20 protein-coding genes and 2 pseudogenes are annotated in these 22,230 nt (G+C 69.7%); 13 read left to right on the forward strand and 9 right to left on the reverse strand.

The window, feature by feature from the left end:
- Positions 1-50: 50 nt before the first annotated feature.
- Positions 51-518 carry an RDD family protein gene (locus ABZS64_RS00005; protein WP_355821346.1) on the reverse strand — a complete coding sequence of 156 codons (468 nt, stop codon included), beginning with the start codon at positions 516-518 and terminating at the stop codon, positions 51-53.
- 216 nt (positions 519-734) lie between these two features.
- On the opposite strand from ABZS64_RS00005, the gene glnA reads away from it, so the two are divergent.
- The gene (gene glnA, locus ABZS64_RS00010; protein ID WP_355821348.1) at positions 735-2,144 is read left to right on the forward strand and encodes a type I glutamate--ammonia ligase; all 1,410 of its coding nucleotides are present in this window, start codon (positions 735-737) and stop codon (positions 2,142-2,144) included.
- A gap of 77 nt (positions 2,145-2,221) precedes the next feature.
- Here the strand turns inward: glnA and ABZS64_RS00015 are convergent, their stop codons facing one another.
- The 4 genes from ABZS64_RS00015 to ABZS64_RS00030 all read right to left on the reverse strand — a co-directional run bounded on the left by ABZS64_RS00015 (position 2,222) and on the right by ABZS64_RS00030 (position 6,622).
- Entirely contained in the window at positions 2,222-3,979 is a 1,758-nt protein-coding gene (locus tag ABZS64_RS00015) for a choline/carnitine O-acyltransferase (RefSeq protein ID WP_355821350.1), read from the reverse strand.
- Positions 3,980-4,053: 74 nt separating this feature from the next.
- Complete coding sequence (locus ABZS64_RS00020; protein ID WP_355821352.1) at positions 4,054-4,875, reverse strand: class I SAM-dependent methyltransferase; 822 nt, start codon at positions 4,873-4,875, stop codon at positions 4,054-4,056.
- A 245-nt stretch (positions 4,876-5,120) separates the two neighbouring features.
- Positions 5,121-5,990 carry an arpA protein gene (locus tag ABZS64_RS00025; RefSeq protein WP_355821354.1) on the reverse strand — a complete coding sequence of 290 codons (870 nt, stop codon included), beginning with the start codon at positions 5,988-5,990 and terminating at the stop codon, positions 5,121-5,123.
- A gap of 128 nt (positions 5,991-6,118) precedes the next feature.
- Positions 6,119-6,622, reverse strand: coding sequence for an NUDIX domain-containing protein (locus ABZS64_RS00030; RefSeq protein ID WP_355821356.1), 504 nt, complete (start codon positions 6,620-6,622; stop codon positions 6,119-6,121).
- A gap of 129 nt (positions 6,623-6,751) precedes the next feature.
- Here ABZS64_RS00030 and ABZS64_RS00035 point away from each other — a divergent pair, with 129 nt between their 5' ends.
- The 3 genes from ABZS64_RS00035 to ABZS64_RS00045 are packed head-to-tail and all read left to right on the forward strand — an operon-like array spanning position 6,752 to position 8,631.
- Positions 6,752-7,360, forward strand: coding sequence for a GNAT family protein (locus tag ABZS64_RS00035; RefSeq protein WP_355821358.1), 609 nt, complete (start codon positions 6,752-6,754; stop codon positions 7,358-7,360).
- Between the two features lie 32 nt (positions 7,361-7,392).
- Positions 7,393-8,235: an MOSC N-terminal beta barrel domain-containing protein gene (locus ABZS64_RS00040; RefSeq protein ID WP_355821360.1), complete on the forward strand. Its 843-nt coding sequence runs from the start codon at positions 7,393-7,395 to the stop codon at positions 8,233-8,235.
- Positions 8,236-8,631, forward strand: a complete 396-nt coding sequence (locus tag ABZS64_RS00045) for a hypothetical protein (RefSeq protein ID WP_355821362.1) — start codon at positions 8,236-8,238, stop codon at positions 8,629-8,631. It begins immediately after the preceding gene.
- A 10-nt stretch (positions 8,632-8,641) separates the two neighbouring features.
- Here the strand turns inward: ABZS64_RS00045 and ABZS64_RS00050 are convergent, their stop codons facing one another.
- A complete protein-coding gene (locus ABZS64_RS00050) occupies positions 8,642-10,006 on the reverse strand; it encodes a glycoside hydrolase domain-containing protein (RefSeq protein WP_355821364.1) in 1,365 nt (454 codons plus the stop codon).
- A 209-nt stretch (positions 10,007-10,215) separates the two neighbouring features.
- Positions 10,216-10,515 (reverse strand): hypothetical protein, encoded by a 300-nt coding sequence (locus ABZS64_RS00055; protein ID WP_355821366.1) that lies wholly within the window; start codon positions 10,513-10,515, stop codon positions 10,216-10,218.
- A gap of 121 nt (positions 10,516-10,636) precedes the next feature.
- Here ABZS64_RS00055 and ABZS64_RS00060 point away from each other — a divergent pair, with 121 nt between their 5' ends.
- Together ABZS64_RS00060 and ABZS64_RS00065 are read left to right on the forward strand one after the other, a co-directional pair.
- Entirely contained in the window at positions 10,637-11,005 is a 369-nt protein-coding gene (locus ABZS64_RS00060; protein WP_355821368.1) for an arsenate reductase family protein, read from the forward strand.
- A gap of 125 nt (positions 11,006-11,130) precedes the next feature.
- Positions 11,131-12,531 (forward strand): hypothetical protein, encoded by a 1,401-nt coding sequence (locus ABZS64_RS00065; protein WP_355821370.1) that lies wholly within the window; start codon positions 11,131-11,133, stop codon positions 12,529-12,531.
- Positions 12,532-12,564: 33 nt separating this feature from the next.
- Here ABZS64_RS00065 and ABZS64_RS00070 read toward each other — a convergent pair whose 3' ends face one another.
- Positions 12,565-13,038, reverse strand: a complete 474-nt coding sequence (locus tag ABZS64_RS00070; protein ID WP_355821372.1) for a carboxymuconolactone decarboxylase family protein — start codon at positions 13,036-13,038, stop codon at positions 12,565-12,567.
- 47 nt (positions 13,039-13,085) lie between these two features.
- Between ABZS64_RS00070 and ABZS64_RS00075 the strand changes: the two genes are divergently transcribed.
- From ABZS64_RS00075 to ABZS64_RS00085, 3 genes and pseudogenes are all read left to right on the forward strand, one after another.
- The gene (locus ABZS64_RS00075; RefSeq protein ID WP_355821374.1) at positions 13,086-14,504 is read left to right on the forward strand and encodes a PLP-dependent aminotransferase family protein; all 1,419 of its coding nucleotides are present in this window, start codon (positions 13,086-13,088) and stop codon (positions 14,502-14,504) included.
- 144 nt (positions 14,505-14,648) lie between these two features.
- Positions 14,649-15,290: pseudogene (locus tag ABZS64_RS00080) on the forward strand (hypothetical protein); the annotation flags it as partial.
- Between the two features lie 126 nt (positions 15,291-15,416).
- Positions 15,417-15,671, forward strand: a pseudogene (locus ABZS64_RS00085) (hypothetical protein); the annotation flags it as partial.
- A 79-nt stretch (positions 15,672-15,750) separates the two neighbouring features.
- On the opposite strand, the gene ABZS64_RS00090 reads toward ABZS64_RS00085, so the two are convergent.
- Complete coding sequence (locus ABZS64_RS00090; protein ID WP_355821376.1) at positions 15,751-16,665, reverse strand: Gfo/Idh/MocA family oxidoreductase; 915 nt, start codon at positions 16,663-16,665, stop codon at positions 15,751-15,753.
- A gap of 448 nt (positions 16,666-17,113) precedes the next feature.
- Between ABZS64_RS00090 and ABZS64_RS00095 the strand changes: the two genes are divergently transcribed.
- From ABZS64_RS00095 to ABZS64_RS00110, 4 genes are all read left to right on the forward strand, one after another.
- Positions 17,114-18,973 carry a TIR domain-containing protein gene (locus ABZS64_RS00095; RefSeq protein ID WP_355821378.1) on the forward strand — a complete coding sequence of 620 codons (1,860 nt, stop codon included), beginning with the start codon at positions 17,114-17,116 and terminating at the stop codon, positions 18,971-18,973.
- 146 nt (positions 18,974-19,119) lie between these two features.
- The gene (gene glnII, locus ABZS64_RS00100) at positions 19,120-20,139 is read left to right on the forward strand and encodes a glutamine synthetase (RefSeq protein WP_355821380.1); all 1,020 of its coding nucleotides are present in this window, start codon (positions 19,120-19,122) and stop codon (positions 20,137-20,139) included.
- Between the two features lie 360 nt (positions 20,140-20,499).
- Positions 20,500-21,048 carry a winged helix-turn-helix domain-containing protein gene (locus tag ABZS64_RS00105; RefSeq protein WP_355821382.1) on the forward strand — a complete coding sequence of 183 codons (549 nt, stop codon included), beginning with the start codon at positions 20,500-20,502 and terminating at the stop codon, positions 21,046-21,048.
- Between the two features lie 68 nt (positions 21,049-21,116).
- Positions 21,117-22,121: an NAD-dependent epimerase/dehydratase family protein gene (locus tag ABZS64_RS00110; RefSeq protein ID WP_355821384.1), complete on the forward strand. Its 1,005-nt coding sequence runs from the start codon at positions 21,117-21,119 to the stop codon at positions 22,119-22,121.
- Positions 22,122-22,230 lie beyond the last annotated feature (109 nt).

Below are 22,230 nucleotides of genomic sequence, written 5' to 3' on the forward strand. Positions count from 1 at the left end.
CCCGGGACCTGAGTCCCGGGCCACCGCCTTTTGTATCCGTTCTGTCCGTTCTAGATCCGCACCTGGACGGCGCGGGCGAGGCGGTCGTGCAGTCCGCGCCCGTCGCGGTCCCAGACGAGGGCCGGGATCGCGAGGCACAGGAGCACGCTGCGCACCAGGACGCGCACGATCCCGAGCGGCCCGCCGTCCTCCGCGACGACGCGCAGTCCGAGGAGCCGCTTGCCGGGCGTGAAGCCGACGGTCCCGACGGTGAGCACGCTCAGTACGAGAAAGATGCCGAGCGCCCAGTTCCCTGCGGCCTGCCGGTCACCGCCCGCGAACAGTCCGTATGCGATCAGGAGACAGAGCCCCCAGTCGATGAAGACGGCGCCGAAGCGCCGTCCGAGGGGGGCGATGGAGCCCGGTCCGGCCTCCGGCAGGCCGAGCCGCTCACCCCGGTGACCGAAGTCGGAGCCCATGTCCTCGGCGGCCGCGCGGGGCCCCGACAGCCACGATCCGATTGCTTGCCTGTTGTCCACCCGTACACGGTACTGCGCCCGCTATGGATCACTTCGGCCCGGGTCCGGGCCGGGTCCTTGACGCGACGCCGACGCCCGGCCCGGTTAACTTGGGCGAAACAAATGGGTCATGCTTGAGAAATCCCGTCTGCCTATGGTCGGGTGCGTGTGCCACCGCACTGGCCGCACGACGAGCTACCACCCCGCCCGCCCCGGGTCGGGAGTAGGAGGAGTTGGATGTTCCAGAACGCCGATGACGCCAAGAAGTTCATCGCGGACAACGACGTCAAGATGGTCGACGTCCGGTTCTGCGACCTTCCGGGCGTGATGCAGCACTTCACGATCCCGGCGACGGCGTTCGACCCGTCCGACGAGCTGGCCTTCGACGGCTCGTCGATCCGCGGCTTCCAGGCGATCCACGAGTCCGACATGGCGCTGCGCGCGGACCTGTCGACGGCGCGGCTCGACCCGTTCCGCAAGGACAAGACGCTCAACATCAACTTCTTCATCCACGACCCGATCACGGGCGAGCAGTACAGCCGTGACCCGCGCAACATCGCCAAGAAGGCGGAGGCCTACCTCGCCTCCACCGGCATCGCCGACACGGCGTACTTCGGCCCCGAGGCCGAGTTCTACGTCTTCGACAGCGTGCGCTTCAACACCGCGGCGAACGAGGGCTTCTACCACATCGACTCCGAGGCCGGCGCCTGGAACACCGGTGCGATCGAGGACAACCGCGGCTACAAGGTCCGGTACAAGGGCGGCTACTTCCCGGCCCCGCCGGTCGACCACTTCGCCGACCTGCGCGCCGAGATCTCCCTGGAGCTGGAGGCGTCCGGCCTCCAGGTCGAGCGCCAGCACCACGAAGTGGGCACCGCCGGCCAGGCAGAGATCAACTACAAGTTCAACACGCTGCTCGCCGCGGCCGACGACCTGATGCTCTTCAAGTACATCGTGAAGAACGTCGCGTGGCGCAACGGCAAGACCGCGACCTTCATGCCGAAGCCGATCTTCGGCGACAACGGCTCGGGCATGCACGTCCACCAGTCGCTGTGGCAGGGCGGCATCCCGCTCTTCTACGACGAGCAGGGTTACGCGGGCCTGTCGGACACCGCCCGCTACTACATCGGCGGCATCCTGAAGCACGCCCCGTCGCTGCTGGCCTTCACCAACCCGACGGTGAACTCCTACCACCGCCTGGTCCCCGGCTTCGAGGCCCCGGTCAACCTGGTCTACTCGCAGCGCAACCGCTCGGCGGCGATGCGTATCCCGATCACGGGCTCGAACCCGAAGGCGAAGCGCGTCGAGTTCCGCGCCCCGGACCCGTCGTCGAACCCGTACCTGGCGTTCTCGGCGCTGCTGCTCGCGGGCCTCGACGGCGTGAAGAACAAGATCGAGCCGGCGGAGCCGATCGACAAGGACCTCTACGAGCTCGCCCCCGACGAGCACGCGAGCGTCCCGCAGGTCCCGACGTCGCTCCCGGCGGTGCTCGAGGCGCTGGAGGCGGACAACGAGTACCTGCAGGTGGGCGGTGTCTTCACGTCCGACCTGATCGAGACGTGGATCGACTACAAGCGGACGAGCGAAATCGCGCCGATCCAGCTGCGGCCGCACCCGCACGAGTTCGAGCTGTACTTCGACATCTAGAAATCCCTGTACGAGGGCTTCTTGAGGGCCGTCACCCCGCGTTCTGCGAGGGTGACGGCCCTCGGTCGTCCCTGCGGTCAGTCCTCGGGCGCCAGCAGCTCCCGCAGTTCGGCCACCGCCTCCCTGAGCCTGTCCGCGAACACCCGCATCTGATCCGCCACCGCAGCCGGCGTGCTCAGGTAGACGTTGAAGCGCTCCGGCAGCAGCACGTAGGCGACGCCGATGCACTGGAGGCTCGTCGAGCCGAAGCCGAAGTACTGGATGTTGTGGGACGGTGCGGAGCTGGTGCTCAGGTAGTCGTCGCGCAGCGTCTGCCAGCCCGGGGTCCGGTACAGCGCGGGCTGTTCGGTCACTCCGAGTTCCGTCCCGCGGCGGCGCTGGATCAGTTCCAGTTCCCACAGGTGCTGCTCGGGCACCTGGACGGCCTGGCATTCCTTCGCGCGCGTCACATGGGCCGCGGCGGCGGAGCGGAATGCGGCGCGGCGGGTGGGCGTGTCCGTCGACGGATCACCCATCGCCGCAACGAAAGACACCATCTCGGGGGTGACGACGCGCATCGCCTCCGTTCGGCCGTGCCGGTACTGGCGGGTGGCGATCGATTCGTACGTGGCGCCCAGGTGACCCTTGGCGCGCTGGTGGGCGAGTTGGTAGGCGACCTGGACGAAGGCGTCCGGCGAGACCCCCAGTGCCTTGGCCGTGGTGGCGCCGAAGTCGTCGAAGGACACGGTGGCGGTCGCCGTGGCTTCTCCGTACGCCGCGAACGCGTCGGCGGCAGAACGCACTTGGGCTCGCAGGGCGTCGTCGAGCTCGAACACGACCGGCTCCAGCGCGGGCAGCCCTTGGGAGCGGGCGCCGGACTGCGCGGAATGCTCGTCGGGCGGGGTGCTCAGCAGGGCGTCGGTGAAGCTGAGGATCGTCGTACCGTCCAGCTCGCAGTGTTCGACGTTGATGCCCGCGCGGCCGTCCGCGAAGACGATGAAGGACACCGCCTTGTCGAACCAGCGGTTGCCGCGGTCGCCGTACAGGAGCTGGTCGCAGGCCTCTTGGGTGTCCGCGGGGGCGAAGTCCTCCAGACAGAGGCAGAACAGCGCGGTCTCGATGTCGTCCAGCGCGTCGGCGTTGCGGGGGTGGACCGCGCGCAGGGACTCGCGGGCCGCCGCCCATTCCGCGCGGGCCATGGTGGTGAGGTGGCCCACCGAGGTGTCCGCGTCGGCCGGGGCCGCGCCCGCCTTCATCACGGCGTGGAGGCCCGCCTCAAGGTCGTCCAGGCTGTACGGGACACCATCCGGACCGAGCACGTCCAGCCGGAACATGCCGCCCCGGAAGAACACCACGATGTGCCGGGCTCCGGACGGCCCCGGCCACGCCTCGGTGTAGGGGGCGCGGACGGTGTCCTGCTGGGCGCCGGGGATCCGGGTGGCGGAGAACAGGAACTTGTTCTGCACCATCGACTGGGGCGTACCGCGCTGCACCACCGGTGCGATGAGCCCCTGATCGAGCTGCCGCTTGTAGTTGAGGGCCCCGGCAATGAGCCCGGCCGCCCGCTCCACCTGCGCCTGGCCGGAGTCCTGGAAGAGGAAGAAGAAGTTGGCGTTGAGCGCGATCCGGTCCCGGCGGCCCAGGTAGCGGTACGGCCAGAAGGTGTCGAGCCAGCTGTGTACGCCCTCCGTGGAGTCGTACTCCTCCAGCGCCGCGTGCAGCACCCGGCCGGGGCCGTCGGGCCGGAGGAAGGCGGCCACCTCCGCCTCGGTCGCCGCCCGCTCGTCGGCGGTCAGCAGCGGTGCGCACCAGGCGAGGAACCTCTCACAGCTCGCCTCCAGCGTGGGCAGCGGCACACGCGGGAGGCTGCCTTCCGGGGCGAAGGTCGCATTCGTTTCCTGATGGGCCTGACTGGTGTTCAATTCTGTTCTCAATTCGGATCGTTGGGACCGGCCGGGCGGTGCGGCCGGGAAAGATGGAGCTCTGCGTACAGCCAGCCTTCCGCCTCCAGGCCTCGCGCATCCACCCCGTTGGACGACATCGTGTCCAGGACGAGGGTCTGTTCCTCCGCGGAGGCGAACCTGCGCTGTTTGAAGGCGCCTTCGACACGGACGGTCCGGTAGCCGAGTTCGGCGAGGGCGTGCTCGACGGGGTCGAACGGGAACATCCGCAGGGCGAAGTGCGCCATCCAGGGCCGGTGGCCGTCCTGCGCCTCGACGACGCGTTTGAGCGTCCGCTCGGTGACGTAGCCGAGGCAGCCCGTGGAGATCACCAGGTCCGTCCCGGCGAGCTGCGCGCGCTCCCGCGCTGTGGGCACGTTCCCCTCCAGGTCGGCGTGCACGGCGTCGTCGAGGAACCCGGCCTCGAGTGCGTACGACAGCGCGCTGCCGGAGGCGTCGAGGCCGATGAAGCGGACGGGCAGCGCGGGCTGTCGCGACCGGGCCAGCTCGCGGTCCCGGGCGAGCATGGCCTCACGCCCCTCCCCCGCGTCGTAGCGCGCGTACAACTCGTCCATGGTCGCGTCGTACTTCAGCAGGGCGGCGTTGATTCCGTACGAGCAGCCTATGTCCAGCACCTTCGGCACAGCGACGTGCTCGGACTCCCGGTACTCCTTGATCAGCTTCGCGAAGTAGGGCTTGGCCAGCTGCGGAACGCAGTACCCGAGCGGGCGGAGCACGCTGAAATAGGCGCGCGGATCCGGCTGCGTGTAGATGTGGTCGAGCGAGACTTTCCCGGTCGCGTCGAAACGCACAGGGCTTACTCCTCCGTGGTCGCAGAGTGGGGAAGCGGTCATAGAGAGGGGGGACGGCTACGACGACTGCACGTTCGGGCGTCCGCTAGGTCCTGTCCGGCCGATCGTGCCGGGCTCGCGTGCCCTGGCACGGCACCTCGCTGCGTTGTCGTCAGTCGCCGACGCTCCGTCGGCTCCCTCCTCCGCCTTGCGATCGCACGCACCAGACCCCGCTCACTGATCCGGCCTGATCCAAACGACAGGCCCTAGTCCAGCAGCCGGTCGCCACGGACGGCCCGGCCTTCGGCCGCCAGATGTTCGGGCAGTACGCGGCCGAAGAGCTGGCGCGTCCGTGCCACGCTCCCGATGACGCCGGGGCGCTCGCTGTAGGCGAATATCGCGGAGTGGCGCGCGACGTCACCGCCGACGGGGCTCACCCGGTGCAGCGAGTAGCGGCCCTTGAACAGTTGTAGGTCACCGGGTTGCAGGGACAGACGCCGGGTCAGCCGCTCGCCCCGGCCGTCCAGTACATCCCGCACGTCGTCGAAGCTCTCGTCCTGCGCGGACCTGACGTTCGGGCAGTACTCGAAGACGCCGCCGGCCCGGGCCTCCTGGGTGAGCATGCTGACGGTGAACTCGTTGGTGTCGAAGTGCCAGGGGTGCTCCATGCCCGGCTCGACGACGTTGAGAACCAGCCCGGAGAGCGGGTCCGCCAGCTCGTGCAGCTGCGGCAGTCCGAAGCAGCGGGCGACGAAGCGCTGGAAGACCGTGTGGGAGTAGAGCCGGCTGATGAGGGAGCCGGCGGGGATACGGTCGCGCGCGACGAACGCGTTGCCCCGCTGGAAGGTCCACCGGCCGGGGTGGTCCTCGGGCAGAGCCGAGTCGACCGGGATGTTGTAGACGTTGACGGTTTCGACGTCGAAGTGCGCACGGGGGGCGATGGCGGAGCACTCCTGCCGCAGGACCTCGCGGAGGGAGGAGCGGATGAAGTCCGGGAGCACGGTGCAGCCGACGGTCAGCAGTTCGCGCCGGGCGCGGGTGACCACGGCCTGGCCCTCGGCGCCATCGAGTTCTGACAGGGGATAACGAGCCGTGTCGACCACCTGGTCGAGCGTTACGGCTTCCAGAGTGCTCATTCGATCCTCTCCACGCCCGAACTCAACTGAGGAGTAACGGAGTTGAAGCTCCCACAGAGGCGCGAGGATGTCTGTGACACGTCACACGCGCCGGCGTTCGTTTGCGTCGGCTCACGCCCGTCACGCCGTCACGCGGTCCAGCCGCGCAGCGTGATCTCCACGCCACCGGCCAGATAGTGGCGCAGGGCCGTGGCCGACGTGGGGACGAACTCTTCGGGGAGATCACCGGTGTCGACCCAGCGGACCTGGGCGTGCTTGGCGGGTTCGACGTTTTCAGGTTCTCCGGCCCACTGGTGGGTGACGAAGACGACGGTGAGGAATCCGTTGGGCGATTCCCTGCCCCAGGCGCCGTGGACGACATGGGCGAGGCGGAGGGCATCGGCCCTGACGATCAGCCCGGTCTCCTCGCGGAGTTCGCGGACCGCGGTCTCGGTGATCGGCTCGCCCGGGTCGCTCTTGCCGACGGGGAGGTCCCACTTACCCTGGGCGAACTTGTTGCCGGGGCCCCGCTGGAGGAGGACGACGCGGTCCGTCGCCTGGTCGTGGACGATGACGGCGGCAGCGAGGAGGGTCATCGAGTCGAGCGCGGGAGGGAGAGCCGGGGGGCGGTTGTCGGTCGTCGGCTGAGCCACTGCGATCCCTTCGTCGGGGTCAGGACAGATTGCGCACCATAGCCGGATGGCCGACCCCAGAGGGTCCTGATATTTGCACTAATGCAAAACTGGATTGCCGCTAGTGCAGAACCGGGCTACGGTTGGATCATGACTGCCACGACACCGCAGCCCGTGACGCTGACCGGCCACCACGTACTCCTCGAACCACTGACAACGGACCACCTCCCGGACCTCTTCGCCGCGGGCGGCGGGGAGGACGAGGTCTGGCGCTGGCAGGGCGGACCCACTCCGCACACGGAGGACGAGCTCGGCCTCAAGCTCCGTGAGCTGCTGAAAGACGCCGAACAGGGCAAGTACCTCCCGTTCGCGGTCATCCAGCGCGCGACCGGCAGGGCGGTCGGCTGGACCACGTACATGGACGTCGATACGGGGAACGAGCGCCTGGAGATCGGCTGGACCTGGTACGGCCGGGCGGCTTGGCGCACGGCGGTCAACACCGAGACGAAGCTGCTGTTGCTGACGCACGCCTTCGAAGAGCTGGGCATGGGGCGCGTCCAGTTGAAGACGGACCATATGAACGAGAGGTCGCAGGCCGCCATCGCGCGCCTGGGCGCGCAGCGGGAGGGCGTGCTGCGCCGCCACAAGCAGCGCCCGGACGGCACGTGGCGGGACAGCGTCTACTTCTCGATCGTCACGGACGAGTGGCCCGGGGTGAAGGCGCGTCTCAGCGACCGGCTCCGGGGTTCTGCGAGCTGACTGCCCGCGGCTCGCACGTACGATCGGGCCGCATGGGGATCACTGTGCAGAAGCTGACGTACTACACGGTCAAGGGCTGTGCCGGTACCGGCGTCGAGTCGGCGCGGGTCGGCGTGACCGGGTTGGAGCACGACCGGGCGTTCATGGTCGTCGACGCCGCGGACGGGACGTTCCGCAGTCAGCGGGTGCTGCCCGGCATGGCCGCGATCCGCCCGGAGATCGTCGACGGGGGTGCTGCGCTGCGGCTCTCCGCGGACGGGGTCGAGAGCGTACTGCTCGACGTCGACCCGGACGGGGAGCGGCGGCCGGTGAGCATGTTCGGGCGCGACATCGGGGAGGGGGCGGATCAGGGGGATGCCGCAGCCGAGTGGTTCTCCGAGGTGCTGGGGGCGAAGTCCCGGTTGGTGCGGGTGCCTTCGGACTTCGACCGGGACGGGTGGGGCGAGACGCCGGGCAAGGTCGGTTTCGCCGACGCCCAGGCGGTGCTGGTGGCGTCGCAGGCGTCGCTCGACGGACTGAACGCCCGGATCGCGGCGCGGGGTGCGGCCCCGGTGCCGATGGACCGCTTCCGGGCGAACATCGTTCTCGCCGGCTGCTCGGAACCGCACGCCGAGGACGAAATGCGCCGCCTGGAGATCGGCACCGTCCGCCTGGCCTATGCGGTCCGTGCGATGCGGTGCAGCGTCCCGCTGGTCGACCAGCGCACGGGGCTGCGAGCGGGCCCGGAGCCGATCCGTACGCTCGCGACGTACCGGCGGGAGCCGGAGTACGAGAACAAGGTCAGCTTCGGCATGAAGGCGGCGGTCGCGCAGCTCGGGGAGCTGGCCGTGGGAGACCCGGTCCTGCCGACGTGGGCGTCCAAGGCGGCTGCCTGAGTGATCTCGCTTCCCGCAGGATCCTGGTGGGACTGGGACGTCGTCTCCTGGGACCCGGGCCGGCTGCGGCTCGGTGCGGGACACGACCTCTCGTACGCGCATCATCTGGAACTCGTCTTCAGCGACCCGGAGTTCGTCGTCTGCCCCGCGGCTTTCCACGATCCCGTGTTCCGCACGCCGAGGCCCGACGAGGCGGCGACGGTCGCCGACCGGCTCGGCGGGGTGCCGCCGGTGCTCGTCGCCTTCGACGCCGATGCGGGCGGCCGGAGCCCGGTGCCCTGTCTGATCGCGGCAGGTGGCGTCGAGATCGTCCAGGGCACGGTCTACCGGTACTGGCGCGTGGAGCTCGTCGACGGCGAGCGCCTCGCGCCGTGGGTGCGGCCACCCGGCGCCTGATGCGCGTCCCTCAGCAGCGCTGAGCCGGTTTGCTGTAGGTCGTGTTGCTGGGGGTGGCCACGTAGTAGTCCGTCACGTAACGGCCGTTGTCGAGACGGTCCCAGATCTTCGTGGTGCCCACCGCCGAGCCGGACTTCTGGCAGACCACCCACGCCAGGGACCCGTTGGGCGACGTGCCCCCGACGGAGGACGAGGTGCCCGCGCCGGTGTGTTCGGCGAGGGTCGCGGAGGTCTGGTAGGGGTATGTGCAGCGCGGCAACGGGGCGCTGTAGGTCGTCTTGGACGGGGTGCTGACGTAGTAGTCGGTGACGTACGTGCCGTCCGTGAGCTTGTCCCATACGGCCGTGGTGAAGACCGTTGAACCGGGCGCCTGGCACACCACCTTGAGGGCGGAATTGGGCGCGTGCGACGTGGAGACCGGGTAGCTCGTCGAGGGGCCGGTGCGGGCGTTGAGCGTGGTGGAGCTCTTCACCGTGTAGGTGTACGCCACGGTGGCGACCGGCGCGTCGAGCCTGTCGGTGTCGATATTGAGGGTGACGGCGCCGTAGGTCTCGTTGTGGCCGCCCTTGAACTGCTTGGCCCGCTGGTGGACCGCCCACTTGGAGTCGGCGATGTTGGTCCAGCCCTTGAGGGAGTCGACCGAGTCGTAGCGGGCGATCCAGAGCGCGTCGGGGCGGGCGTAGGTCGTCGAGGTGTAGACGTCCGAGAGCTGCTTCGCCCCGAGGTTGAGGTTCATGTACACGCCCGAGACAAAGCCGAGGCGGTGCAGCTCCTTCGTCCAGGCGGAGACGAACGCCAGCACACCGGTCCGGCAGGTGGCGTCGGTCTGCGTGTAGGCCTCGATGTCGTTGTAGACGACGCTGCCGGGCTGCATGCCGAGCGCCTTCGCCTTCCCGATCGCGTCGGCGGCCGCGGCCGTGCCCTGACCCTTGGCGGTCGCTGCGGCCCGGCTGATCTTGGCGTCGGTGGGCCGGCCGCCGCACGGCGGTTGCAGACCCTTGTAAATGGGCAGCAGACGCCACGGTCGGCCGTCGGGAGGCTTCAGCGCGGACACGGACGCGACCCACGACGCGGTCAACTGCGGCTGGGCGCAGGTGCGGGTGATGCCCCCGATGTAGACCCCGACGGCCCGGTACGGGGACGCGCCCCACGCCTGGATCGCCGACAGCGCCGGTGCCGTACAGGTGTCGAAGGCGAGTCCGGAGTAGCGGGTCGCGCTCGCTCCGGCCGGATACGCGACCGACGTGGCCGGTTCGGCGGCGGCGGGCGGGGCGAAGGTCAGGGCGGAGCCGGCGCTCAGTACGCCGGTGGCCGTGAGGACGAGGAATCTGCGACGGATGCGGCGGATACGAAGGCTGTGGTGCGGGTGCGACATGACTGCCCCCCGGGGCGGCTCGGGACCGTGAGACCAGAATGCCCCGTTCTGCTCCGTCTGGACCCTGCGCCGCCGGGGTTTGTTGAGGGAATGGGACACTCGGCGTGTGCGTCCCGCCGCCGGTACCCGGGGAGCGCCCGGGCGCCGGCGACGGAACGGCTCTGCTCACTGCCTCAGCTGCTACAGCCGCTTGAACCGCTACAACTGCTTCAGCGGCCGTAGCGGATCAGTGCCCGCACCATCCGGCACGTCGTGTCCGACGGCGGGTGGACTCCGATGCTCTCCGCCGTCGCTCGTATCTTGCGGTTGTCCGCCGTCGCCGGGTGGTAGACCCCCGAGTCGAGCAGGGCGATCGCCAGGCGCATGGCCTTCAGTCGGCGGTTGTGCGAGACGTACCACTCGCGCGGCTGTCCGGCCGGCAGCGGCTTCTTCTTCAGCGGCCGGTACGTGGACTGGGACGTGGAGACGGACACGGACACGGGCTTCGTCATGAGTGTGGCAACGGCCATCGGCAACCTCCTGGCACGGTGGCGGGACCATCCCGAACTACTGTTCATTCTACTGGCCCCCACTGACAATCGGCCCTGGCCAGACGGTGTTTGAGGGGCGCGTGAGCGGTACTGTGGCGGCATGGAGATCTGGATCAACCCCGCCTGTTCCAAGTGCCGCAGCGCCATCGATCTGCTCGACGGTGAAGGCGCGTCGTACACCGTCCGCCGCTATCTGGATGACGTCCCCAACGAGGACGAGATCCGGGCCGTACTCGAGCGGCTCGGTCTTGAGCCGTGGGACATCACGCGGACGCAGGAAGCCGCGGCGAAGGAGCTCGGGCTCAAGGAGTGGGCGCGGGACGAGGGTTCACGGGACCGGTGGGTCGCCGCGCTCGCGCAGCACCCCAAGCTGATTCAGCGGCCGATCATCACGGCGGACGACGGGACGGCGGTCGTGGGGCGTACGGACGAGGCGGTACGGGACGCGCTGGGCCGGTCCTCGCAGTAGCTCATGGCGGCAGGAGTCATAGCCGCGGGTCGTGGGCCACGACCAGGTCGGACATCTCCAGCAGATGCACGCGGGTACGGTACGTCAACCGTGCAAGATCGAGAACGTGGAAGCACAGGGGCGGAGTGACGGACCGATTCGAGCGCGCGGCCTACGGAGTCGCCGTGAACCCTTCCGCGCCCAGCAGCGTCCTGCTGCGCCTGCTCGCCAAGGACGATCCCTACCTCCGCAGGGCGATCATGGGGCGCGAGAACCTGCCGCGCGACGTCGCGGACGTGATCGTGGCCCACCCCGACAGACGTGTCCGCATGGACTTCGCCGAAAGCTGGACCGCCGACCCGGAGCAGCGCGCCCGCCTCGTCGACGACCCGGACCCCAGGGTCATCCTCGCGGTGGCGATCGGCCCGAATCCCTACCGCACGCCCGTGCCCCCGCTCCCCGACTGGGCCTACGAGCGGCTCCTCGGCCACCCGGACGCCAATGTGCGGCACGAAACGGTGATGTCCCCGCCCGTCGCGGTACACACCCTGATCGGCTTCGCCGACCACGAGGACCCGTTCTTCCGGCGCACCGCCTGCCGCCGTGTCTGGCACGAACTCCCCGACTCGGTACGGCAGTTGCTGCTCCACGACAAGGACACGGACGTGCGCCGCGCCGCGTCCTTCCAGGTCTGCCACGAGGACGAGGAGCGCACCACGGAGCTCGTCGACGAGCTGCCGGAGGCGGGGTCCTGGCGGCTCATGGACATACTCAAGCGCGGGAGGCTCAGCCGCGCCGTCGCCGAGCGGATGATGGCCCAGCCGCGCTTCACGTCCGACCTCGCCCACAACCCGTCGCTCCCCGCGGACCTGGTGGCGAAGCTTGCGGCCCACCCCGATCCCCACGTGCGGCTCGCGGTCTCGGCCCGCCCCGAGCTGACCGAGGAGGAGCGCGCGGCGATCGACTACGTCGTCGAGCCCGAGGCCCGGCTCGAAACACTGGACTGGGTGCGGGACGCACGCGACGACGTCGACGTACTGCGCCGCTGCGCGACCTCGGCGCACATCTGGCTCCGCCGCAGCGCAGCCGTCTGCCGGGGCATGACCCCCGATCTCGTCGAACTCCTCGCGCGCGACGAGGACTTCGCCGTACGCCTGCTGCTCGCCGAGTTCCACCCGGAACCGCCCCCGGAGCTGCTGCTCGATCTCTACCTGCACGGGACGCAGCACCGGGCCGTCTTCGGCCTGATCGTCAAACTGCCCTTCCCGAGCTCCGGGCTCGCGGCCCGCTTCGCGGACTCCGACGATCCGCGCTGCCGCGACCTGGTTGCACGCGACCCGGGCGCGGCGCCGGAGCTGATCGAGCGGCTGAGCCGAGACCCGGCCCCGTCCGTGCGCTGCGCAGCGGCCCGCGATCCCCGGCTGTCCCTTGCTCGCGTACGGGAGTTGCTGGCCGAGCCGGAGACTGCGAGCGCGGCGGCCATGAACCGTGACCTCCCCTTCGAGGACATGCACGCGGTGCTCGACGGCGCGGGCATCCCCGCCTGAGCGCTGCCCTCTGAGCACCGCGCGCGCCGGCCGTCAGCGCTCGTCCGTGCCCGCGACCTTCCCCGTCGCGAGAGCGATCCGGTTCCAGGTGTTGATGGTGAAGATCAGCGCCAGCAGGTGAGCCAGCTCCTGCTCCTCGAAGTGGGCAGCCGCCTCGGCGTACACCGCGTCCGGCACTCCGGCGTCCGCGACCAGGGTGACCGCCTCCGTCAGGGCGAGCGCCGCCTGTTCCTTCTCCGTGAAGAAGTGCTTCGCCTCCCGCCAGAGGGACGTCATGTGCAGACGCTCCTCATTCTCGCCCGCCTTGCGTGCGTCGCCGGTGTGCATGTGCAGGCAGTACGCACAGTGGTTGAGCTGCGAGGAACGGATCTGCACCAGCTCCACCAGCGTCGGGTCCAGGCCCTCGCGGGCCGCCGCGTCCAGGCCGATCACGGCGCGGAAGGCCTTCGGGGCCAGCTTGGCGAAGTTGACTCGGGTCACGGTCTGCTTGATCTCTGTCGTCGTCATGTGTACGAATCTAGAGGCGCAGGCGACCGGCAGTGGGGTGCATTTCAGTGGCAGAATCATGGGTCAATTCGGCGGAGAGTCTCGGCGCCGATCTGCATCTGGAGCTGAAGGGCGCGGGCAGTCGGCGCGCCCTGCTGATGCAGGCTCTGCGGGAGGCCGTCCGGAGCGGGCGGCTGGCGCCGGGGACCAGGTTGCCGCCGTATCGTTCGCTCGCCGCCGACCTCGGGATCTCCCGCAACACCGTCGCCGACGCGTACGCCGAGCTCGTCGCCGAGGGCCGGCTCACCGCGCGCCAGGGCTCGGGGACCCGGGTTGCCCAGCAGGTCGCGCCGGTGGCTCCCGTACGCAGACAGCGCACGCCGACGCGGTCGAGCCGCCCCGCGTACAACCTGGTGCAGGGGCAGCCGGACCCCTCCGCCTTTCCCCGGGGCGCCTGGGTCGCCTCGGCGCGGCGCGCGTTGAGCCTCGCGCCGCACGACGCGTTCGGGCCCGGCGATCCGCGGGGGCGGGCCGAGTTGCGGGAGGCGCTCGCGGAGTATCTGGCACGGGTGCGCGGGGTGCGGACCGCTCCGGGGCGGATCGTCGTCTGTTCGGGGGCCGCGCATGCCCTGCGGCTGCTGGCGGGGGTCGTGGGCGGCCGTTGGGCGGTGGAGTCGTACGGGCTGCCCTTCCACCGCGGGCTGCTCGCGGGCGAAGGCGTACGCACCGTGCCGCTGGCGGTCGACGAACACGGCGCGAGAGTTGGGGAGTTGGGGAAGGTCCGCGGCGTGCTGCTCACTCCCGCGCACCAGTTCCCGACGGGCGGGCCGCTGCATCCCGAGCGGCGCGCGGCCGTCGTGGACTGGGCCCGCTCGTCGGGCGGGCTGATCCTGGAGGACGACTACGACGGCGAGTTCCGTTACGACCGTCAGCCGGTCGGCGCGGTGCAGAGCCTTGATCCCGACCGGGTGGTGCTGATGGGCTCGGTGAGCAAGAGCCTCTCCCCCACTCTGCGGCTCGGCTGGATGGTTCTGCCCGAACAGCTGGTGGACGACGTCGTGGCGGCGAAGGGCGAGCGCGAGCAGTACTCCAGTGCCACGGAGCAGCTCACGCTCGCCGACTTCATCACCTCGGGGGCGTACGACCGGCATGTGCGCACGATGCGCCGGCGCCACCGCCGGCGGCGCGACCAGCTGGTGGCGGCTCTGGCGGAGCGGGCGCCGCACGTGCGGGTGAGCGGGATCGCGGCGGGGCTGCATGCCGTGCTCGAACTGCCGCCGGGGACCGAGCGGGCCGTGGTGAAGGCCGCGGCCTGGCAGGGGCTGGCGGTGGAGGGACTCGACGACTACCGGCATGGTGACTTCCCGGCGGACGGCCTGGACGGACGGGACCGGCGTGACGGACTGGTGGTCGGGTACGCCACTCCGCCCGAGCACCTGTACGCCGGGGCTCTGGACGCGTTGTGCCGTGCTCTGCCGCCGGAGTGAATATCCGCTGATCAAGCCCCCGTAGCCCGCTGACCAGCCCCAACCTTAAGAAAAGTTAAGGAAGTTGTGGGTGGGACTGCTGAGAAGAACCTGAGGGCTACTCGTACGTAACGGCACACGGAACCGACCCGACAGGAGTCCCACGTGTCGCGCAAGAAGACCCTCAGCGGTAAGAAGAAGATCGCCATGCTCGTCGGCGCAGCCGTCGTCGTCGGCGGTACGGCAGTGGTCATGACCGGCACCAGCAACGCGTCGGTGGCCTGCGACGGGCTGGTCACGGCCCTGCAGAACAACGAGAAGTTCATCGCCGACCAGCGGGCCAATCCGGACGCGCAGTCCGAGGCGAGGATTGCCAACCGGCAGGCGGTCGTCGAGGAGATCAAGCGGAAGCAGGCCGCTTCCGGGTGCGAGGTGGGAGGCGGGGGAGGTGAGGCCGCTCAACCGCCCGCGGAAAACCAGGGCGGCAACGAGGCCGGTGACCAGAACGGCGGCCAGGCCGGTGACCAGGCCGGTGACCAGAACGGCGGCGGCCAGGCGAACGGCGAAGTCGTCTGCGCCGGATCGACCGTGACCCTGTCGGGCGAGGGCGGCGCCCCCGCCGCCTCAAGCAACCAGTTCCCGATCGGCACCACCCTCAAGGTGACCAACCTCGACAACAACAAGTCGACGACCGTCAAGGTCACTTCCACCTCCGGCAGCTGCGCCCTGCTGAACAACGCGGCCTTCGAGCAGGTCCGCGAGCCCGGCAAGAACCTCATCCGCAAGGCCCGCATCGAGAAGATCGGCAACGGCGACCAGGGCGGGAACCAGGCCGGTGACCAGAACGGCGGCGGCCAGGCCGGTGACCAGGGTGGAAACCAGGCCGGAGATCAGGCCGGTGACCAGGCCGGTGACCAGAACGGCGGCGGTCAGGCGAACGGCGAAGTCGTCTGCGCCGGATCGACCGTGACCCTGTCGGGCGAGGGCGGCGCCCCCGCCGCCTCAAGCGGCCAGTTCCCGATCGGCACCACCCTCAAGGTGACCAACCTCGACAACAACAAGTCGACGACCGTCAAGGTCACTTCCACCTCCGGCAGCTGCGCCCTGCTGAACAACGCGGCCTTCGAGCAGGTCCGCGAGCCCGGCAAGTTCCTCATCCGCAAGGCGCGGATCGAGCGCGTCGGCTGACCTGACGGCCGACCCCGGCGGAATCCAGTACGAAGCCCAGGACGGTGCCGCACCCCATACGGCACCGTCCTGCCCGTACCTACCCGCGCGTCGGAAGCTGCGTCTCAGCCTCCGCCAGGATCTCCGTCAGCCGCAGCCCGAACCGTAGGTCGCAGTCGTGCGCACGCCCCGTACGCGCCGACTCCAGCAGCGCGTCCACGGCCGTACCGAACGAGCCCACCGCATCGCCCCACTCCGGCAGTGCGACCGTCCCCTGGTCGCCGACGAGTTCGATGCTCACGCCCGACGCGTTCACCGGCGCGCTCAGGCCGAGCGTCGACGAACTCGACGCCCCCGACGTGTGCCGCAGCACCAGATGCACGGTGTCCAGCGGCCCGCGCGCCGCCGTCACCTCCGTGACATCGCCGAGCACCGGGATCAGTACGGAGAGCACATGCGGGCCGACATCCCACAGTCCGCCCTTCTCGCGCCGCCACGGGGAGGCGGCGTACGGGCTGTCCGCGCCCGGTGCGTAGAGCGAGCCGAGCCACTGCGCGCGGGCCGTGAACCAGCCGTCCACCGCCGCCTGTTCGGCGATCCAGGGCGCGGTGTCGGCGGCGAAGCGCAACGTGCAGAAGACCACCGAAGCGACCCCGGCGCGCTCTGCGGCCCGGGCCGTCTCCGTCGCCGCTGCCACGCTCGTGGCGACCGGCTTGTCCAGCAGAAGGTGGCAGCCCGCCGCGGCGGCGCGGGCCGCGAGCGGCGCCTGGATGTCCGGCGGCAGCGCGAAGGCGACCACGTCACAGGCAGCGAAGAGAGCGTCGGCGCCCTCGTCGCCGGAGTGGTCCGTGGTGCCGTGCGAGGCGGCGAGCGCGGCGGCCGCCTCGGGCCGTCTGGCCCACACCCCGGTGAAGTCGACATCCGGGTGCGCGGCGAGCGCGGGAGCCTGAGTGCGCTCCGCCCAGGGGCCGGCGCCGAGTAGTCCGATACGCAGCTGCTTCGCGGGCTTCGTCATGCGGCCAGTCTGCCCGCCCGCTGCGGACATGCGTCGTCAACTACCTGTCGTTGCCGTGACAGTCCCGCGGTGGCGAGCGCCAACCTGCCTGTATACGACACGGACGGCTTCGAGTCCCTGCTCAAGCACGGGGTCAGCCCGATGGCCGGGGACGAGGTCCTGTCCGGCTGATTCAGGCCGGATGAGGGAGCGGGTCTGGCGATGGGGGCACCTCCCGTGCCCGAAGGGCTACGGGCAGCATCGCAAGGCGTGAGGATGGGGGTCCCCCCGCCGAAGGCAGGGGGAGAGCCGACGCGGAGCGTCGGCGACCGACGACAACGCAGCGAAGTGCCGTGCCAGGGCACGCGAGCCCGGCACGATCAGCCGGCCAGGACCTACACTCCGGGCACCACGGGGGGCGGCGCGGTCGGGCGGCGCCCGCGGCAGGTGAGCGGCAGGAGCAGCCCGCATGACGCGCGTGTTCATAGCTTCGTCCACGGAGGGCCGGCCGTTCGCCCAGGCGGTGGCGGCCGTGCTGGCGCGGCAGGGGGTGGAGCCGCTGCTGTGGTGGAGCCAGCAGTGTTTTCCACCTGGCATGACGCTGCTGGACTCGCTGTTACGGCTGATCAACGAGGCGGACGGGGCGCTGATCATCGCCACGCCCGACGACCGGACCACGCGGCGCGGGGCGACGAGTTACGCCCCGGCGAGCAACGTCCTTCTGGAGTACGGGCTGTTCACCGGGCGTCTTGGCCAGGCGCGGGTGGCGATCGTGACGGTGGGGGATCCCGATCTGCCGTCGGATCTGGGCGGCGTCGTCCATCTGCGGATGGGGTCGCCCGCGGCGTACCAGGATCCTTCGGTGTACGAGTCGGTGGAGATCGAGCCCAGGATCGTGCCGTGGCTGCGCACCCTGGACGCGGTGAGCAGCAACGGGGCAAGGATCGCGAGCCTGCTCAGCCGGCTGGCGCCACAGGCCAAGCCGCGGGACCGGGTCCGGCTCAAGGCGCGGGTGCTGTGCGACCAGCTCGACTCTCGGGCGTTCCCCAAACTGCCCGAGGCGCAGGTGCTGGACATCTTGCGCCGCTATGCGCTCTCGTACCGCCACGAAGAGCGAGTCGGACATACAGTGAAAACGCCGGTCGCCGGCTATCTCGATCTGACACGCGTCGCTCCGGAATCCCTCGACCAGCGAGTCCTGGCAGGCCACCTGGCCTACCATGTGGCCGAACTGGTCAACCGCAAGGTAATGCGGCCGACACTGCTTGCCGTTTCGAAAGTGGCGGCCACCGGCATCTTGAGTGCGGCGGCCGACCTGCTTCCCTTCCCCGCCGTCTACGTAAGCCCCTATGGCCCGAACCGTGACAACCCCGTCGAGGGTTTTTACGAGAAGGGCGACCGCGCCGTGTTGTTGCACGATGTGGCCTTGAGCGGACATCATCTGGTCGATTGCATGACCGCTCTCCGGTCCGCAGGAATCAATGCCAGGCATATTGTTGCACTCGCCGAACACGACGGTCAGAACGAGGCTCTCGATTCATTGCTCGAAGAAAACGGGATCATGATGCACACCGCCGTGAAGTTCACCCCAGGCACCGGACACCACCCGCAGGCGGTGGAGACGATCCAGCCCTTGGGCATCACCGGCGCGCCGGACCCGGACGACGTCCTGCAGTGCCTGCTGTGCGATGTGCTCCATGACGCCGAAACCACGCCTTTTCGGAGCCTGTTCGGTCGCGAGGAACTGGCTTCCGAGGTGCTGGCGCGGGCCGACGGCTTCGTGGTCGTCGCGGACGTCGCCCCGCTGACCCGCGGCCATGTCCTCATCGTCCCCGACGAGCACGCGCTGTCCATGGCGGACCTCTCCCCGGCGGCACTCGCACGGCTGGAAATGCTGCGCAGACATGTCACTTCGGTCATTCGCGAGGGCTACGCATCGGAAGTCGTCGCATTCGAGCACGGATTGTGCGATCCGAATCTCAGTTCCGCCTGCGGAATCGACCACGCGCATCTCCACCTCATGCCGCTGGACGCACCTGTCACACCGCTCTTCCTCAGCAGATTCGCCTGCCATGAAATCGGATCCCTGTCCGAACTGCCGCGGGTGAACGAGGCGCGCCAGGAATACCTTCTGCTGATCGACCAGGAGGGCTCGCACCATTTCGCCACGGCGCAGGTGCCGACGAGTCAGTTCTTCCGCAAGATGATCGCCGATATCAGCGGCGAGATGCTGTGGAAATGGAACGACAAATTCCTGCTGGGTGACCGGGAAGAGACCCGCACCAGGATTCTGGAACTGCACAGCCTCTTCGGTACGGTCAGGGGCTGAGCGGACCAAGGGGCAGGGTGCTCACCTCACGCCGGTCCGGGTCACCGGTCCGGCGTAACGTGGGGTTCACAAACGGGCAACGGCCGGGAAATCCCGTATTGCGAAGCTGCGCGACATACCGCTGCACCCGCAAAGGATGAGGCCCCGTGACCTTCAAGGCTGAGTACATCTGGATCGACGGCACCGAGCCGACCGCCAAGCTTCGTTCGAAGACGAGGATACTGACGGACGGGGCCGAGCTTCCCATCTGGGGCTTCGACGGATCCAGCACCAACCAGGCCAAGGGCCACGCCTCGGACCGGGTACTCAAGCCGGTCTTCTCCTGCCCGGACCCGATCCGCGGCGGCGACGACGTCCTCGTGATGTGCGAGGTCCTCAACACGGACATGACCCCGCACGAGTCCAACACGCGTGCGGCGCTCGCCGAGGTCGCCGAGAAGTTCGCAGCCCAGGAGCCGATCTTCGGCATCGAGCAGGAGTACACCTTCTTCAAGGGCTCCCGCCCCCTCGGCTTCCCCGAGAGCGGCTTCCCGGCCGCGCAGGGCGGCTACTACTGCGGCGTCGGCGCGGACGAGATCTTCGGCCGTGACGTCGTCGAGGCGCACCTGGAGAACTGCCTCAAGGCGGGTCTCGGCCTCTCCGGCATCAACGCCGAGGTCATGCCGGGCCAGTGGGAGTTCCAGGTCGGCCCGCTCGCCCCGCTCGAGGTCTCGGACCAGCTGTGGGTGGCCCGCTGGCTGCTCTACCGCACCGCCGAGGACTTCGAGGTCTCCGCGACGCTCGACCCCAAGCCGGTGAAGGGCGACTGGAACGGCGCGGGCGCGCACACCAACTTCTCGACCAAGGCGATGCGCGAGGGCTACGACGCGATCATCACCGCCTGCGAGTCGCTGGGCGAGGGCTCCAAGCCGCTCGACCACGTCAAGAACTACGGCGCGGGCATCGACGACCGCCTCACCGGTCTGCACGAGACCGCCCCGTGGAACGAGTACAGCTACGGCGTCTCGGACCGCGGCGCCTCGGTCCGTATCCCGTGGCAGGTCGAGAAGGACGGAAAGGGCTACATCGAGGACCGCCGTCCGAACGCCAACGTCGACCCGTATGTCGTCACGCGGCTGCTCGTCGACACCTGCTGCACCGCTCTGGAGAAGGCCGGACAGGTCTGATCCCGCTGTCATGCCGCGTTCACAAGGGCGTCCACCGGTCCGGCCGGTGGGCGCCCTTCGGCGTGAATCACGCAAAGAGAGCGTAAGGGCCGTATCAACGTGTGGAAGCGCAGTGCTGCCACACCATGTCATCTGCTTCAATAGGCCCATGGCCAGCTACCAGCACATCGCGACAGGTCGCACCGACCTTGAGCCGTTCTGGCCTTCCCGGCAGCACCATGACTTCGACCGGGTGTGTTGCCGCGCGGTGAACGCGCAGGCCCTCTAAAGCCGCTCACTCCGGTCTTCGGCCAGCGCGCACGACGTACGTCCGTCACATCGACTCGACGACTCCTCCGCGCGAAAAGAGCTGACCCTCTCATGGCGAACTCCCATTCCTTCTCCGCCGTTTCGGCAACCACCACCCTGCCCCCCGCGGGCCGTCACCGACTGCGTGCCGTCGACCGCGACGAGGTCGTCGCACCGGCCGCCCTCGTCGATGTCGCCGACTTCCTGCCGCCGGGTGCCACCTGGCTGCCCGCGCCCCCGCACACCCTGCCCACCCTTCCGGGCCGGCCGCCGATGGTCGGCTACCTCGTCCTCGTACCGGCCGATCAGCAGCCGGAGCAGGAGCCGGGTGAGCAGGGTGACGGTCCGGTACGGATCGACTCCCAGCAGCGCACCGCCCTGGTGGACGGTCGGGTCCTGGATCTGACCTACCTCGAATTCGAGCTGCTCGCGCATCTGGTGGCGCACCCCCACCGGGTGCACACCCGCGACCAGTTGGTGACCACGGTGTGGGGCTACGGGCATGTGGGCGACGGCCGGACCGTCGACGTCCATGTGGCGCGGCTGCGCCGGAAGCTGGGCGCCGAGCACCGCCGGGCGATCCAGACGGTACGGCGGGTCGGCTACAAGTACACGCCGTAGTTCTCGCCGGTTTTCCTGGCAGCAGAATCGCTGTACCCACCACGGTCCCGCCAGGCAGAGTCGCCGGTATGAGACTTCTGATTCTGGGGGGCACGGAGTTCGTCGGGCGTGCGGTGGTCGAGTCGGCCCTGGCGCGCGGCTGGGAGGTCACCGTCTTCCACCGCGGGCGGCACGAGGCACCGGCCGGTGTCGCCACGCTGCTCGGCGACCGCACGGCGCCCGACGGTCTGGCGGCGCTCGCCGAGGGTGCGTGGGACGTCGTCGTCGACACATGGTCGGCGGCGCCGTCTGCCGTACGGGACGCCGCCCGGCTCCTCGCCGGGCGAGTGGGTCGCCATGTCTACGTATCGAGCTCTTCGGTGTACGCCTGGCCACCGGCGGTCGGTTACGACGAGACCGGCCCGGTGGTCGAGAGTTCGGCCGACGCGGTTGATGTGCCGTACGCCGAGGCCAAGCGGGGCGGTGAACTGGCCGCGGTCGAGTCCTTCGGCGAGGACCGCTCCCTGCTGGTCCGCGCGGGCCTGATCATCGGCCCCTGGGAGAACATCGGCCGCCTGCCGTGGTGGCTGCGCCGAATGGCCCGCGGCGGCCCGGTCCTCGCACCGGGGCCGCGGGACACGCCGCTGCAGTACATCGACGTACGCGACCTCGCGGACTGGATCGTGCAGGCGGCGGAGCAGGGGCTGAGCGGTCCGTACAACCTGGTGAGCGAGCAGGGGCACGCGACGATCGGTGAGCTGCTGGAGGCGTGCGCGCGGGTCACGGGGACGACTGGCGCGACGCCGGAGCTGCGGTGGACTCCGGCGGAGGCGATCCTCGCGGCCGGGGTCGAGCCGTGGACGGACCTGCCGATCTGGATTCCCCGGGCCGAGCGGCCCGAGCTCTTCAACGCGGTGCATGGCGTGGGCGTCGCGCGGGCCTTGGAGTCCGGGCTGCGGTGCCGGCCGGTCGCGGACACGGTAAGGGACACGTGGGCCTGGCTCCAGTCCATCGGCGGGACGGCGCCGCAGCGGGCGGACCGGCCGGTGGTGGGGCTGTCGCCGGAGGTGGAGGCGAAGGTTCTGGGGGCGTGACGGTTCGCCTGCGGCGGGCTTTGCCCCCACCCCGCCCCAGTCCGTAACTGGGGGCAAGCCTCCAGACCCCTGCGCCGGCTTCGCGGCGCGAACTGGGGGCTCCGCCCCG

The organism is Streptomyces sp. NPDC005408 (assembly GCF_040606445.1).
In the GTDB taxonomy this organism is placed as follows: domain Bacteria; phylum Actinomycetota; class Actinomycetes; order Streptomycetales; family Streptomycetaceae; genus Streptomyces.

Excerpts from the sequence above, each read along its gene's own strand:
- ABZS64_RS00060 (WP_355821368.1), top strand. The coding sequence starts at position 10,637 with ATGGAGATCTGGATCAACCCCGCCTGTTCCAAGTGCCGCAGCGCCATC.
- ABZS64_RS00025 (WP_355821354.1), bottom strand. The coding sequence starts at position 5,990 with ATGAGCACTCTGGAAGCCGTAACGCTCGACCAGGTGGTCGACACGGCT.
- ABZS64_RS00035 (WP_355821358.1), top strand. The coding sequence starts at position 6,752 with ATGACTGCCACGACACCGCAGCCCGTGACGCTGACCGGCCACCACGTA.
- ABZS64_RS00055 (WP_355821366.1), bottom strand. The coding sequence starts at position 10,515 with ATGGCCGTTGCCACACTCATGACGAAGCCCGTGTCCGTGTCCGTCTCC.
- ABZS64_RS00050 (WP_355821364.1), bottom strand. The coding sequence starts at position 10,006 with ATGTCGCACCCGCACCACAGCCTTCGTATCCGCCGCATCCGTCGCAGA.
- ABZS64_RS00070 (WP_355821372.1), bottom strand. The coding sequence starts at position 13,038 with ATGACGACGACAGAGATCAAGCAGACCGTGACCCGAGTCAACTTCGCC.
- ABZS64_RS00110 (WP_355821384.1), top strand. The coding sequence starts at position 21,117 with ATGAGACTTCTGATTCTGGGGGGCACGGAGTTCGTCGGGCGTGCGGTG.
- ABZS64_RS00090 (WP_355821376.1), bottom strand. The coding sequence starts at position 16,665 with ATGACGAAGCCCGCGAAGCAGCTGCGTATCGGACTACTCGGCGCCGGC.
- ABZS64_RS00040 (WP_355821360.1), top strand. The coding sequence starts at position 7,393 with ATGGGGATCACTGTGCAGAAGCTGACGTACTACACGGTCAAGGGCTGT.
- glnA (WP_355821348.1), top strand. The coding sequence starts at position 735 with ATGTTCCAGAACGCCGATGACGCCAAGAAGTTCATCGCGGACAACGAC.
- ABZS64_RS00105 (WP_355821382.1), top strand. The coding sequence starts at position 20,500 with ATGGCGAACTCCCATTCCTTCTCCGCCGTTTCGGCAACCACCACCCTG.
- ABZS64_RS00095 (WP_355821378.1), top strand. The coding sequence starts at position 17,114 with ATGACGCGCGTGTTCATAGCTTCGTCCACGGAGGGCCGGCCGTTCGCC.